The following is a 13,812-nucleotide window of genomic DNA, read 5'->3' on the forward strand; positions in this document are numbered from 1 at the left end:
GCCCTTTTCATTTTCAGGCGAGCAGTGCGTCGGCGAATTCTTCGGCGCTGAACGGCTGCAAATCCTCGACCTTCTCGCCCACGCCGATGAAATACACCGGAACGGGCCGCTGGCGCGCGATCGCGGCGAGAATGCCGCCCTTCGCGGTGCCGTCGAGCTTCGTGACGACGAGACCGGTGAGGCCCAGCGCATCGTCGAACGCCTTCACCTGCGCGAGCGCGTTCTGACCCGTGTTCGCGTCGATCACGAGCAGCACTTCGTGCGGCGCGTCGGGCATCGCCTTCGCGATCACGCGGCGCACCTTGCGCAACTCGTCCATCAGATGCAGCTGCGTGGGCAGACGGCCGGCGGTATCGGCCATCATCACGTCGATCTTGCGCGCGCGTGCCGCGCCGACCGCGTCGTAGATCACGGCGGCGGCGTCGCCGCTTTCCTGCGCGATCACCATCACATTGTTGCGCTCGCCCCAGACGGTCAGCTGCTCGCGCGCGGCGGCGCGGAAGGTGTCGCCGGCGGCGAGCAGCACCGACTGGTTGAAGCGCTGCAAATGCTTCGCCAGCTTGCCGATGCTCGTCGTCTTGCCGACGCCGTTCACGCCCGCGATCATGATGACAAGCGGCTGCGCGCGGCCGAGCATCAGCGATTTTTCGAGCGGTTGCAGCAGATCGATCAGCAACTCGCGCAACGCGGCCTTCACTTGCGCCGCCTCGGTCAAACGCTCGGCGCGTACTTTCTCGCGCAGCGACTCGAGCAGGAACTCGGTCGCGTCGACACCGGCGTCGGACATCAGGAGCGCGGTTTCGAGCTCTTCGTACAGGTCTTCGTCGATCTTCGCGCTGACGAAAATGCCGGTCAGGTTGGAGCTGGTCTTCGAAAGTCCGTGACGCAGACGCGTCATCCAGGACCTTTTCGCGACGGGATCGGGTTCCGGCGGCGGCACCACCTCTTCGCTGGCCTGGTCGGTTTCCGGACCGCGCGACCATCGCGACTGCGTGCCGCCTTGCCAGTATTCCTTCGACTCCCCCGCGTGCGGCGCGGCAGGCGATGCGGAAGCGGCCGGAGCAACGGGTGCTGGCGCGACGGGCTCGGCTGGCCGCGTCGGTTCCTCGCTCACCTCCGGCTGCGCTTCCTCTGGCTGTGCCTCAGCGGCAAGCGCCTGCCGTTCCAGTTCGGCGTCGGAGATTTCCTCGTCCTCGGCCGCCTCGACGGATTCTTCCTGAGGTGCGTCGAGCGGCGCGTCTGCCGGCTTTTTGAATTTCTTGAAGAAGCTGAACATGGATGTGTGACGATGATGCGCGCATGCTTCGACGGCCTCGTGCGCGATTTCGAGTCGCTTCGCGCGAGGCCCGCGCAAAATGAGATAGAAGCCGCGTATTTTATCAGGCGCGGCCCTCCGCGCCCGTGCGGACTCCGGCACGACGCGCGCGTGTGGTAACGTTGACTTTCATTGCCCGCGCCGGCCGATCTTCAAACAAAAATGCCCCCGGCACGCCCGACTCCGACAATCTTTTTATGTCCCGCTCGTCCGCCACACGTTCCTCCTTGCCCAGCCACACGCCCTCGCGCGGAGGCAAACCCCACACGATCCGCATCATCGGCGGAGACTGGAAGCGCACGCCGCTGCCCGTGCTCGATCTCGACGGGCTCAGACCCACGCCGGATCGTGTGCGCGAGACGCTCTTCAACTGGCTCGGCCAGGATCTCACGGGACAGAATTGTCTCGATCTGTTCGCCGGCAGCGGCGCGCTCGGCTTCGAGGCGGCGTCGCGCGGCGCTGCGCGCGTGCTGATGGTCGAGAAAAGTGCGAAGGCCGCGGCGCAGATCCGGGCGAATCAGGCGAAACTCGGCGCACGCAACATCGAGATCGCGGAAGCCGATGCCTTGCGCCTCGCCGCGAGCCTCGCGCCCGGTTCGTTCGATGTGATCTTCCTCGATCCGCCGTTCGGCGATGACGCGCTGCTTACGCGCGCGCTGGAACTGACGGCACCGCTCGCCGCGCCCGATGGCGCGATCTACGTCGAATGCGGCGATCGTCTCGACACCGCGAGCATCGATGCGCTCGCCGGCTGGACGGTCGTGCGCGAGGGCAAGGCGGGCGCGGTCCGCTATCATTTGCTGCGCCGCGAAAATGAGGAATAATGCGCGTTCCCGATTTCGGTGCGCGCGAGGCGTAGACCCGACGCGCACTTCGGGCGCATCACGAGAAACCGAGGCGAACGGGTCGTCGCAGCCACGCGGCTCAATGTAAATAGAAGAGGAGAAAGCTCATGGTTGTCGCCGTGTATCCGGGTACGTTCGACCCGCTCACCCGCGGGCATGAAGACATCGTCCGGCGCGCATCGAGCATTTTCGATCAGCTCGTCGTCGGCGTCGCGGACAGCCGCGCGAAAAAGCCGTTTTTCTCGCTGCAGGAGCGGCTCGATATCGCGCATGATGTGCTCGGGCATTATCCCAACGTGCACGTGAGCAGCTTTACCGGGCTATTGAAGGATTTCGTGCGCACCAACAATGCGCGCGTGATCGTGCGCGGGCTGCGTGCCGTGTCAGATTTCGAGTATGAGTTCCAGATGGCCGGCATGAACCGCTATCTGCTGCCCGATGTCGAGACGATGTTCATGACGCCGTCCGATCAGTACCAGTTCATCTCCGGCACCATCGTGCGCGAGATCGCGCAACTCGGCGGCGACGTCAGCAAGTTCGTGTTCCCGTCGGTGGAAAAGCGGCTGATGGACAAAGTCGGTATGCTGTCGCAGAAGGATCCTGCGGCGCCGTGAGCGCCGGGCCCGCGCGCCGGAGCCTCATCTGATATCGCGCGCGGGCGTCATGCCGGCTTCGAAGCCGGCGCAAGAGAGTGAAGCATGTCTTTGATCATTACCGACGAGTGCATCAACTGCGACGTTTGCGAGCCCGAGTGCCCGAACGACGCCATTTCGATGGGTCCGGACATCTACGTGATCGACCCGAACAAATGCACGGAGTGCGTCGGCCATTTCGACGAGCCGCAGTGCCAGCAAGTGTGTCCCGTGGAATGCATTCCGCGCGATCCGGCGCACGTCGAAACGCCTGAGCAGTTGATGGCCAAATATCACGCGCTGATGGCCGCGAAGGGCCCGTGAGCCCTTCGCGTTCCGCGCTTCATTAGCCGATCAGTTCGGTCAAAGCCGCGACGAGCGCATCGCATTCATCGGGCGTGCCGATCGAAATGCGCAGGTGTTGATCGATGCGCGGCAACTTGAAGTGGCGCACGAAAATCTCTTTCGCCTTGAGCGCGGCGGCGAGCGTCGCCGCATCGTGCGCGGGATGCTTCGCGAACACGAAGTTCGCCGCGGACGGCACGACATCGAAACCCAGCGTCTGTAACTGCGCCGTCAGCCGGTCCCGGCTCGCCACCACCTTCGCGCAGCTTTCAGCGAACCACGCCTGATCTTCGTACGACGCGAGCGCCGCCGCTTGCGCGAGGCGATCGAGCGGATACGAGTTGAAGCTGTCCTTCACGCGCGTGAGCGCGTCGATCAATTCCGGATCGCCGAACGCGAAGCCCACGCGCATGCCCGCCAGCGAACGCGCTTTCGACGTCGTCTGCACGACGAGCAGGTTCGGATACGCATCGATCAGATTGACGGCCGATTCCGCGCCGAAATCGACATACGCTTCATCGATGATGACCGGTGCATTCGGATTCGCGTTCAGCAGCACTTCGATTTCCGACAGCGGCAGGGCGCGGCCCGTCGGCGCGTTCGGATTCGGCAGCAGCACGCCGCCGTTCGGTGCGCGGTAGTCGTCGACATCGATCGCGAAATCCGCGTTCAGCGGAATCGTCTCGTACTCGACGCCGTACAACTGCGCATAGACCGGATAGAAGCTGTACGTGATGTCGGGAAAGCGGATCGGCTTGTCGTGCTTGAGCAGCGCCTGGAATGCGTGCGCGAGCACCTCATCGGAGCCGTTGCCCGCAAACACCTGCTCGATGCGCAGACCGTGATGCTTCGCCACGGCCTCACGAAGCGCGCGCGCGGTCGGGTCGGGGTATTTGCGCAGCGACGCGCCATCCTCGCCGAGCTCGCGCCGAATCGCCTCGACGACGCGCGGCGACGGCGGATACGGGTTCTCGTTGGTGTTGAGCTTGACGGGATGCGTCAGCGCAGGTTGCTCGCCCGGCACATACGGCGTCAGACGATGGACGATATCGCTCCAGAAACGGCTCACGGTCGGCTCCAAATCAGGAATTGCGGTGCAGGTTCATCATTGCGCGCTCGGTTTCGCCCGCGACGACGAAGGGCATCACGGCAAGCGCGCGCTCGATCGACTGATCGATCTCATCCTGTTCCTCGCGGCGCGGCGGCTTGAGCACGAAATTCGCGACATCGGGCTTCGCGCCCGCGCGCGCGCCTTCGGGAATCAGATCGCGCGGATGCCCGATGCCGATGCGCAGCCGCCAGTATTGCTGCGACGAAAGATGCGCGGAAATGTCTTTCAGGCCGTTGTGTCCGCCGCTGCCGCCGCCAAGTTTCATTTTGACGGTGCCGGGCGGCAGATCGAGTTCGTCGTGCGCGACGAGAATCTCGTCCGGCAAGATCTTGAAGAACTGCGCGAGCGCGACCACCGATTGTCCCGAACGGTTCATGAACGTCTGCGGTTCGAGCAGATGCACTTCGTGGCCGTGCAGGCGTCCCTTGCCATAGAAGCCGTGGAAACGGCGTTCTTCGCGCAGCGTCGCGCCGGCGTCGCGTGCGAACTGGTCCACGAACCAGAAGCCCGCGTTATGCCGGGTCGCAGTGTATTCGGCGCCCGGATTGCCCAGGCCGACGATCAGCTTGATCATGTCGAATCTTGTAGAACGAAAAAAAACCCGCCGGGGCTTGCGCGCCGGCGGGTCACGTCGACCGTCCTTGCGAACGGATCGAGAGGATAGCGGTGTTCCGCGTGCTTACTCGGCCGCCGGCTTTTCGCCTTCAGCAGCTTCGCCAGCCGTATCCGACACGACTGCAGCCGGAACCGTCGCCGATGCGACCACCGGGTTTTCCGCCGCCACGGCAACCGTCAGGCTCACGCCCTTCGGCAGCGGGATGTCCTTTGCGTGCATCGTCTGACCGGCTTCGATCTTCGCCAGATCGATTTCCAGGAACTCAGGCAGGTCTGCCGGCAGGCATTCCACTTCCAGTTCCGTCACGACGTGCGAGATCACCGCGCCCGACAGCTTCACGGCCGGGTTGGTTTCCTGGTTCATGAAGTGCAGCGGCACCTTGGTGTGCAGCTTCTTCTTCGGGTCGACGCGCTGGAAGTCCACGTGCAGCACGAGCTGCTTGAACGGGTGGTATTGCACGTCGCGCAGCAGAACTTGTTGCGACTTGCCGGCCAGTTCCAGATCGAGAATCGACGAGTGGAAAACTTCTTTCTTCAGGGCGTGCCACAGGGCGTTGTGATCGAGTTCGACCAGTTCAACGTCCTTCTCACCACCGTACACGATACCCGGGGTCTTGCCCGAGTTGCGCAGGCGGCGGCTCGCACCCGTACCTTGCTTGCTACGCTCAAAAGCGACGACTTTCATGTTTGACTCCTATATCTGCCCGCGACCAGGCAGGGAAACCGGGATCATCGAAAATATGCGATCCCACAACAAGCGACGCGAACCTTCGTCCGTTCGCGCCGATCATGCAAAAACGCGAAGCGTGTGCTTCGCGTTCCTTGCTCAATTTTGTTTAACCTTCGGCGAAGAGCGACATCACCGAGTCGCCGCGCCGGATTCGGGAGAACGTCTCCGCGAGCAGACCCGCGCTCGACAGCGGACGGATCTTCGGGCACGCCAGCGATTCGGCGGACAGCGGAATGGTATCCGTGACGACGAGCTCATCCAGCTCCGACGCCGTGATGCGCTCAGCCGCGCCACCCGAAAGCACCGGGTGCGTGGCGTACGCGAACACCTGCTTCGCGCCGCGCGCCTTCAGAACTTGCGCGGCCTTGCACAGCGTGCCGGCGGTATCGACCATGTCGTCCATGATCACGCAAGTGCGGCCTTCCACTTCACCGATGATGTTCATCACCTCGGCGACATTCGCCTTCGGACGGCGCTTGTCGATAATCGCGAGGTCCGTGTTCAACTGCTTGGCGAGTGCACGCGCGCGCACCACGCCGCCGACGTCCGGCGACACGACCAGCAGATGGTCATGGTTCTGCTTGCGCAGGTCGCCGAGAAGAACCGGGGTAGCGTAGATATTGTCGACGGGGATGTCGAAGAAGCCTTGAATCTGGTCGGCGTGAAGGTCCATGGTGATCACGCGATCGACGCCGGCAATTTCCAGCATGTTCGCGACGACCTTCGCCGAGATGGCCACTCGCGCGGAACGCGGACGGCGGTCCTGGCGCGCATAGCCGAAGTAGGGGATGGCTGCGGTGATCCGGCCAGCGGATGCGCGCTTTAGCGCATCGACCATGATCATCAGTTCCATCAGGTTGTCGTTCGTGGGAGCGCAGGTGGACTGCAGAACGAATACGTCTTTGCCCCGAACGTTTTCCTGAATCTCGACCATGATCTCGCCGTCTGAGAAGCGGCTGACCATTGCTTTGCCGAGAGGGATTCCAAGGATTTTGACGACTTCCTGTGCAAGCGCGGGATTTGCGTTGCCAGTAAAAACCATCAGGCCGTCACTGCTCATCGTGCACCTGTCTGCGGCTGGGGGCGAGAAGATAACTGCTAGAAAGAATGGCAGGGGAGGAAGGACTCGAACCCTCGCATGCCGGAATCAAAATCCGGTGCCTTGACCAACTTGGCGACTCCCCTACACTAACTCTGAGTTTTGCCGGAAGCGTAGGACATACCGACAAAACAAAACTTTATGACGCGAAAGCAAAGAGAGGATGCGAATCCAGACTTGCCGTTACCACACTTTTCCAACTTGCCGGCAGCTTGGCTTGCGCCATTTCTGCTTCGGCCCGACTAGAAAAAGCGGCAAACACGCTTGCTCCAGATCCGGTCATTCGCGCCGGTGCGAGATTGGAAAACCACTCGAGCACCTTAGCAACTTCCGCGTACTTTCCTGCAACCACAGCTTGCATGTCGTTTCGACCGAAGCTGTCTGGCCAGTTAGTGTCTGACCTTTGCTGTGCAAGAAAGTCCATCATTGTGACGACTTTCGTATCCCGTGTCAAGCTTTTTTCGGAGAAAATCGCCGCGGTCGGAACGTGAACATTGGGCGTTACGACCAGGAAGAAACGTTTCGGCAGTTTGACTGCCTGGAGCGCTTCACCCACACCCTCTGCGAATGCATTTTGCCCGAAGACAAAAAACGGCACGTCCGCGCCGAGTTGCAGGCCGAGATTCTGCAGAATCTCACGCGAAAGATCAACACCCCAGAGACGATTTAACGCAAAAAGAGTTGTCGCAGCGTCGGAACTGCCTCCGCCGAGACCCGCGCCCATGGGCAGACGCTTGTCGATCTCGATCTCCACGCCGAACTTCGTGCCCGTGTGCCGCTGAAGCAAACGCGCGGCCCGCACGATGAGGTCATCGGCTTCGGCCACGCCCGGCACGTCCGTCTTGCGTGTGACGATGCCGTCGTCGCGACGCGTGAAGTGCAGCCGATCACCCCAGTCGAGCAACTGGAAGACGGTCTGCAGCGAGTGATAGCCATCCGGACGGCGGCCCGTGATGTGCAGGAAAAGGTTCAGCTTCGCGGGCGCGAGGCAGTCACGGAGCGAATCGTTGGATGCTGACATGCGTAATGCAACGGCGAAGTTATTGATCGAGCACGAGCTTGATGTCGAGCGGCGGTTCGTTGCGCACGAGATTCACGCGCTTCACGCCGACGGCGGGCGCGTCGGCATAGGCCAGATAGTCGATTGTCCATCCGTCCTGTTTGATTTCCTTCGGACGGCCATTGTTCGATTCGGGATCGAGCGTGGTCTGCGCGCGCGAAGTCGGTGCCGCCGACGGCTGCAGCCAATAACGCAGCCCTTCGACCGGCAGCGCGAAGCCGAGCGTGGTCTGCATGAGCTGGGACACGTTGTCGGCGCTCACCGGCTGGCGATTCGGCAACTCGAGCGTGGCGAGCGACGGCGATGAAGTCACGATCGCCATCGTCTGGCCGAGCGGATTGCGCAACTGCAGCGTGACCGTGTCGCCCGTTTCCTGCCAGTCGAAGTTGCCGTACGCGTTGCGTTGCACGCCGTTCTGGTCGTTGTACTGCACGGCGAAACGTCCGTGATACGCGCGGCTCGTCTGCGTCGCAAGCGATGTGGTTGCGTTCGTCGTCGTCGGTACGCGCGGCTGGACCGCGCAACCCGACAGCACCAGCGCGGCGGCTGCCGCAAGTCCGAGCGCGCCGCGTCGCAGATGCATGCGGGGCGCGCCGGCGATGAAATCGAATACCATCAAAGATCGTTTACCTGGAGTCGTTTTAGCGTTTTGACGAGCGTGTCGTTATCCGGTTCGAGCTTTTGCGCCTGACGCCACGTGGCGCGCGCCTGATCCTGCTGTCCCGATTTCCACTGGACTTCGCCAAGGTGGGCGCCGATTTCGGCATTCGGCTGAAGGTTGTAAGCGTTCTTGAGAATCTTCTCCGCTTCGGCCGAATTGCCCTGGCGGAAGCGCGCCCAGCCGAGACTGTCCATGATGAACGCGTCGTTCGGCGCGAGCGAGACCGCTTTTTCGATCAGCTTCACGGCTTCGTCGAGCCGCTGATTGCGATCGACGAGCGAATAGCCGAGCGCGTTGTACGCCTGCGGATTGTTCGGCTGCGTGCGCATCAGCGTGCGCAGCTGCGTCTCCATGACGTCGTAATGGCCGTTCTTTTCGGCGGCCATTGCGTAGTCGTAGACGAGATCGGGATCGTCGGGGAACGCCGCCACCGCTTTCGCGAGATTCGCTTCCGCTTCCTTGTAGCGATGCGCTTCGAAAAGAATGGCCGAGTCCGTGCGCGCGAGCAGCGCGAGATCGCGCGGATCGGAGCTTTGCAGGTTGCCGATGAGCGCCCGCGCGTCGTCGACCTTGCCTTGCTTCGCGAGCAGTTGCGCGCGCGTGATCTGCGCGGGCAGATATTGCTGGCTGGTGCGCGGAATCTTGTCGAGCCACTGGCTCGCGACGGCATCGTTCTTCTGTTCCAGCGCCAGTTGCGCGAGATAGATGTACGCCTGGCCCGGATCCGCGCCCGGCGTGCTCTCCGCGGTCTTCGCGTAGAGGTTCAGAAATTCCTGTGCCTTGTCGAACTGCTTCTTCTGGATGTTGATGAGCGCGAGCGCCATTAACGGCGTCAGGTCTTTCGGATCATTCTTGCGCATGATCTCGAACTGCTTCTGCGCATCGTCGAGCCTGTCCGCCGACAAATACAACTGCGCGAGCGCGAGCCGTGCATCATGCGATTTCGGATTCTTGTCGAGATATCTCTCGAACGAGGCGATGCCTTCCTTGCGCTCCTCCGGGCTCATGCGCGCGAGCGTCAGCGCGGCCGGCAGATAATCCGGCTTGAGTTGCAGCGCCTTTTCGAGCGAGGCTTTCGCGCCCGGCGGATCGTCGGCGACCAATTGCTGGCGTGCGAGCGCGAGGTGCGCCTCGGGCCGGTCCTGATCGTTTTTCGTCAGATCTTTGAGTACGTTGAGGCCGCCGATGCGGTTCGGTCCGCGCGCGAGCAAGCTCTGCAAGGAAAGGAGGGCCTCGCCGCGCTGCTCCGGCGCTACCTTCGCAAGCTCGCGCTCGAGCGTGGGCTTCGCGTCTTCCGGCTTGCCGGCGACGATCAAAAGCGATGCGCTCAACTGCGCCGCGCGATCCGAATGCGGCGCGAACTGCTGCCAGAGTTGCGCCGAGGTGAGCGCATCGTTCGGGCTTTGCGCCGCGATCGCGATTTCGGTGGCGCGCTGCGCAAAGCGCGGGTCGTGCGTGTCGCGGGCGAGGGCCAGATACGTCTGAAATGCAGGCGCGGGCTGGCCGCGCTGCAATGCGACTTCAGCCGCCAGAACCTGGAACACGATCTGGCTGGACATTGCCACGTTCGGCAAATCCTGCGATTCCGCGCCGCTCACCGGGGCTGTCAGCAGGTCCGCTGCGCTCTGCGCGTCCGATTGATCGTCGGCGCTTGGAACGGGCGTCGCGTTAGGCTGCTGAGCATGCGCGGGAGCAAACGTGAGCGCGGCCATCGCGAGCGCGACAGCGCCGGCGATTCGCGACATTGGCATGGCGAACGAATGCGCCGAGCAGGTCTGACGCTTCGCAAACAGCTTCATGACGAACGAGTTCATGGAAATCCAGACGATGTTTCAGTCGATTGTAACGCGGTCGCTAAAATACCGGCACACTGGCCTTAGCAAGTCTCTTTCCAGAAAAATGCCCGAACTGCCGGAAGTCGAAGTCACCCGCAGGGGAATCGAACCCTACGTCGCCGGACGGCGCGTCGAGCACGTCGACGTGCGCACGCCGGCGTTGCGCTGGCCCATCCCGCCGCATCTTCCGAAGACGCTCGGACATCTGAAGATCGAGAAAGTCGAGCGGCGCGGCAAGTATCTGCTGTTCGAAACGGCCGAGGGCTGGCTGATCGTTCATCTCGGCATGACGGGCACGCTGCGCGTGTTGCGGCACGTGCCGAGACCGCCCGAGGCGGCGAAGCACGATCACGTCGATATCGTGTTCGACGATTTCATCCTGCGCTTTCGCGATCCGCGCCGCTTCGGCGCGATCCTCTGGCATCCGCGCGCCGACGGCGACGTGCTCGACCATCCGCTGCTCGCGAGTCTCGGCGTCGAGCCGTTTTCGCCGGAGTTTTCCGGCGCACTGCTGTTTCGCGAGACGCGCGGGCGCAAGGTGTCGGTGAAGCAGGCGCTGCTCGCGGGCGGAATCGTCGTGGGTGTGGGGAACATCTATGCGTCGGAGAGTCTGTTTCGCGCGGGCATCCGGCCGACCACCGCGGCCGGGCGCATCTCGCTCGTGCGCTACGACCTGCTCGCGGACGCGGTGCGCGTAACGCTCGCCGCCGCCATCGACAAGGGCGGCAGCACGCTGCGGGATTTCGTCGGCAGCAACGGCGAGTCGGGCTACTTCCAGCTCGACTATTTCGTCTATGATCGCGCGGGCTTGCCGTGCCACGTCTGCGGGACGGCGATCAGGCAAATCGTTCAAGGGCAGCGCTCGACATACTTTTGTCCGCGCTGCCAACGCTAATTTCCGATGCTCGCTCTTACTGAATTTTCGTCGCGCCTCATCGCGTGGCAACGCATCCACGGCCGCCACGACCTGCCGTGGCAGAACACGCGCGATGCGTATCGCATCTGGCTGTCGGAGATCATGCTGCAGCAGACGCAGGTCTCGACCGTCATCCCGTACTACGCGCGCTTTCTCGAGCGCTTTCCGACCGTGACGTCACTCGCCGATGCACCCATCGACGACGTCATGGCGCTGTGGGCCGGGCTCGGCTACTACTCGCGCGCGCGCAATCTGCATCGCTGCGCGCAGGTTGTCGCGCATGAACACGGCGGCGCGTTTCCGCGGACGGTCGATGAACTCGCCGAGCTGCCGGGCATCGGACGCTCGACGGCGGCGGCGATCGCGTCGTTCGCGTTCGGCGCGCGCGCGACGATTCTCGACGGCAATGTGAAGCGCGTGCTCGCGCGCGTGTTCGGCATCGAGGGATTCCCGGGCGAGAAGCGCGTCGAGAACGCGATGTGGACGCTCGCGGAATCGCTGTTGCCCGATGCCGCGAACAAGGACGAAGTGACCGCGTACACGCAAGGTCTGATGGACCTCGGCGCGACGCTCTGCGTGCGCGGCAAGCCGGATTGCGCGCGCTGTCCGTTCGCATCGGATTGCGTGGCGAAGGTCGAGGGGCGCCAGCGCGAGTTCCCGGCGGCGCGCCCGAAGAAAGCCGTGCCGACGCGCAAGACATGGATGCTGGTGCTGAAACACGGCGATTCGATCCTGCTGCAGAAGCGTCCGTCGACCGGCATATGGGGCGGCCTGTGGAGCCTTCCCGAAGCGGCCGACGAAGCCGCGTTGGCGGAAGTCGCGCAAAGCCTGGGCGCCGGCGCGCAGCTTCAGCGTCTCGCGCCGCTATCGCACGCGTTCACGCACTTCAAGCTGGACATCGAACCGCGTCTGGGCGAAGCGCGCAATGCGCCGCGTGAGTTGATGGACGGCGAAACCGTCTGGGCGCCGCTCGCTCGCATCGATTCCTACGGCGTGCCCGCGCCCGTGCGCAAGCTGATCGACGCGTTGACCGGCTCGCTCATCTAAAGCAACTGATGGTGCTGCATGTAGTGATGCACCACGTCGATGCGCGCGCCGGCGTCCATCAGTTCCATGAGCTTCTGGCGGGCGCGCATCGGGATCGGCAGGATTTCGGCGAGGCGGTTGGACACCCAGGTGGGATCGTCGTAGAGAAACGGCTCGACGAACGGAAGGTTCTGCGGCTCGCGTTCCTTGATCGTATCGATGATGCGCTCGAGCACTTCGGCGCATGCGCCGAACTTCGCGAGCGCTTCGGTGCCCTGAAGCGGCCGATCCTCGCCCAGCAATTCCGCCGTCCCGACGAGCAGGTTGCTCGGCTCGACGCGGTGATCCGTCAGCCGGAAGCGCTCGGTGCCGCGTGCCTGAACGAGCAGGAGCCCGAAGGTATCGACATCGCATTCCGATATCTCGGCCAGACAGCCGATGTTCTCCGGCACCGACGGATCGCCCGGTGACGCGACCTCGTGTCCGCTCTTCAGCAGGCACACGCCGAACGGCGTTTGCTCACGCAGACATTCGCGCGCCATGTCCAGATAGCGCGCCTCGAATATCTTGAGCGGCAGCAGGCCGCCCGGAAACAGCACGGTGTGCAGCGGGAACAGCGGCAAGTCGGCCAAAACAGGATTCGCGGACATCGCGCTCCTCCAGAGTGGACCGCCGGCGCGGCGATCGGGTTCGCGTGTGGGTCGCGCTGTCACCCGGCGGGGATGGGCGCGTCACGATGCCGCACGATCACATTTGCCTTCTCGCAAAAGCGCGCGGCGAGCGCCTCCGCGATGAACACCGAGCGATGCTGGCCGCCCGTGCAGCCGATCGCGACGGTGAGATAGCTGCGGTTGTCGTCGCGAAAACGCGGCAGCCATTTGCCGACGAACGCGCCGATGTCGCCGATCATCTCGCCGACCAGCGGCTGCGCCGAGAGAAAGTCGATGATCGGCTGATCGAGACCGGTGAAGGGACGAAGCTCGCGGTCGTAATAGGGATTCGGCAACGCACGCACGTCGAACATGAGATCGGCGTCGAGCGGCACGCCGCGCTTGAAGCCGAACGATTCGAACATCAGCGTGAGGTCGGCTGCGTCCGTCTCGACGAAGCGCTTGACCCAGGCGCGCAGCACGTTCGCGCGAAGGTTGCTCGTGTCGATCTGATGGCCGTACTCGGCGAGCCCTGCAACGAGCTCGCGTTCGCGCTCGATCGCTTCGGCGAGCGAGTTCAGCACGCCGACATCGGCTTCGCGCATCGGCGGGCCGGAGAGCGGATGGCGCCGGCGGGTCTCGGAAAAGCGCTGGATGAGCGACTGCGTGCTCGCGTTGAGGAACAGCACGCGCAGGTCGTAATCGCTCGAGAGCTTGTTGATAATGCTCGGCACTTCATCGAGCGAGAGGCTCGAGCGCGCGTCGATCGCGACGGCGAGGCGCGCCTGGCCTTCCTTCGCGAGATAGGCGGCGAGCTCGGGGAGAAAACGCGGCGGCAGATTGTCGACGCAATAGTAGCCCACGTCTTCCAGGGCGTTCAGCGCGACGGACTTGCCGGAACCGGAGATGCCGGTGATCAGGATGATACGCATGGGTCTCGAGGGGGTCGCTTTCCCTAAGCTTAGCACCTGC

15 protein-coding genes and 1 tRNA gene are annotated in these 13,812 nt (G+C 63.4%); 5 read left to right on the forward strand and 11 right to left on the reverse strand.

Going from position 1 to position 13,812, the window contains the following annotated elements; genetic code table 11:
- Window positions 1–13: 13 nt before the first annotated feature.
- Complete coding sequence (ftsY, locus tag AC1Z32_RS14880) at window positions 14–1,276, reverse strand: signal recognition particle-docking protein FtsY (protein WP_483479369.1); 1,263 nt, start codon at window positions 1,274–1,276, stop codon at window positions 14–16.
- Between the two features lie 236 nt (window positions 1,277–1,512).
- Here ftsY and rsmD point away from each other — a divergent pair, with 236 nt between their 5' ends.
- The 3 genes from rsmD (at window position 1,513) to AC1Z32_RS14895 (ending at window position 3,116) form a co-directional block, all read left to right on the forward strand.
- Window positions 1,513–2,139, forward strand: coding sequence for a 16S rRNA (guanine(966)-N(2))-methyltransferase RsmD (gene rsmD / locus AC1Z32_RS14885; RefSeq protein WP_483479370.1), 627 nt, complete (start codon window positions 1,513–1,515; stop codon window positions 2,137–2,139).
- A 128-nt stretch (window positions 2,140–2,267) separates the two neighbouring features.
- Entirely contained in the window at window positions 2,268–2,774 is a 507-nt protein-coding gene (gene coaD, locus AC1Z32_RS14890) for a pantetheine-phosphate adenylyltransferase (RefSeq protein ID WP_483479371.1), read from the forward strand.
- Between the two features lie 84 nt (window positions 2,775–2,858).
- The gene (locus AC1Z32_RS14895; RefSeq protein ID WP_483479372.1) at window positions 2,859–3,116 is read left to right on the forward strand and encodes a YfhL family 4Fe-4S dicluster ferredoxin; all 258 of its coding nucleotides are present in this window, start codon (window positions 2,859–2,861) and stop codon (window positions 3,114–3,116) included.
- Between the two features lie 22 nt (window positions 3,117–3,138).
- On the opposite strand, the gene hisC is transcribed toward AC1Z32_RS14895, so the two are convergent.
- The 8 genes from hisC to AC1Z32_RS14935 form a co-directional block, all read right to left on the reverse strand.
- The gene (hisC, locus tag AC1Z32_RS14900; protein ID WP_483479373.1) at window positions 3,139–4,206 is read right to left on the reverse strand and encodes a histidinol-phosphate transaminase; all 1,068 of its coding nucleotides are present in this window, start codon (window positions 4,204–4,206) and stop codon (window positions 3,139–3,141) included.
- 13 nt (window positions 4,207–4,219) lie between these two features.
- Window positions 4,220–4,822, reverse strand: a complete 603-nt coding sequence (gene pth, locus AC1Z32_RS14905; RefSeq protein ID WP_483479374.1) for an aminoacyl-tRNA hydrolase — start codon at window positions 4,820–4,822, stop codon at window positions 4,220–4,222.
- Window positions 4,823–4,927: 105 nt separating this feature from the next.
- Complete coding sequence (locus AC1Z32_RS14910; RefSeq protein WP_483479375.1) at window positions 4,928–5,548, reverse strand: 50S ribosomal protein L25/general stress protein Ctc; 621 nt, start codon at window positions 5,546–5,548, stop codon at window positions 4,928–4,930.
- A gap of 151 nt (window positions 5,549–5,699) precedes the next feature.
- Entirely contained in the window at window positions 5,700–6,653 is a 954-nt protein-coding gene (locus AC1Z32_RS14915) for a ribose-phosphate pyrophosphokinase (protein ID WP_062606439.1), read from the reverse strand.
- 48 nt (window positions 6,654–6,701) lie between these two features.
- Window positions 6,702–6,778 (reverse strand) — tRNA-Gln (locus AC1Z32_RS14920).
- 53 nt (window positions 6,779–6,831) lie between these two features.
- A complete protein-coding gene (ispE, locus tag AC1Z32_RS14925) occupies window positions 6,832–7,713 on the reverse strand; it encodes a 4-(cytidine 5'-diphospho)-2-C-methyl-D-erythritol kinase (protein WP_483479376.1) in 882 nt (293 codons plus the stop codon).
- Between the two features lie 19 nt (window positions 7,714–7,732).
- A complete protein-coding gene (lolB, locus tag AC1Z32_RS14930; protein ID WP_483479377.1) occupies window positions 7,733–8,368 on the reverse strand; it encodes a lipoprotein insertase outer membrane protein LolB in 636 nt (211 codons plus the stop codon).
- Window positions 8,368–10,227 carry a tetratricopeptide repeat protein gene (locus tag AC1Z32_RS14935; protein ID WP_483479378.1) on the reverse strand — a complete coding sequence of 620 codons (1,860 nt, stop codon included), beginning with the start codon at window positions 10,225–10,227 and terminating at the stop codon, window positions 8,368–8,370. The genes lolB and AC1Z32_RS14935 overlap by 1 nt, the downstream gene beginning before the upstream one ends.
- A gap of 85 nt (window positions 10,228–10,312) precedes the next feature.
- Here AC1Z32_RS14935 and mutM point away from each other — a divergent pair, with 85 nt between their 5' ends.
- Window positions 10,313–11,143 (forward strand): bifunctional DNA-formamidopyrimidine glycosylase/DNA-(apurinic or apyrimidinic site) lyase, encoded by an 831-nt coding sequence (gene mutM, locus AC1Z32_RS14940; RefSeq protein WP_483479379.1) that lies wholly within the window; start codon window positions 10,313–10,315, stop codon window positions 11,141–11,143.
- A gap of 6 nt (window positions 11,144–11,149) precedes the next feature.
- Window positions 11,150–12,211: an A/G-specific adenine glycosylase gene (gene mutY, locus AC1Z32_RS14945; RefSeq protein WP_483479380.1), complete on the forward strand. Its 1,062-nt coding sequence runs from the start codon at window positions 11,150–11,152 to the stop codon at window positions 12,209–12,211.
- On the opposite strand, the gene AC1Z32_RS14950 is transcribed toward mutY, so the two are convergent.
- Entirely contained in the window at window positions 12,208–12,840 is a 633-nt protein-coding gene (locus tag AC1Z32_RS14950; protein ID WP_062606429.1) for an LON peptidase substrate-binding domain-containing protein, read from the reverse strand. The genes mutY and AC1Z32_RS14950 overlap by 4 nt on opposite strands.
- Window positions 12,841–12,899: 59 nt before the next feature.
- On the reverse strand, window positions 12,900–13,772 hold the full coding sequence (rapZ, locus tag AC1Z32_RS14955; RefSeq protein ID WP_483479381.1) for an RNase adapter RapZ: 873 nt from the start codon (window positions 13,770–13,772) through the stop codon (window positions 12,900–12,902).
- Window positions 13,773–13,812 lie beyond the last annotated feature (40 nt).

The organism is Caballeronia sp. 11_S32, assembly GCF_056930355.1.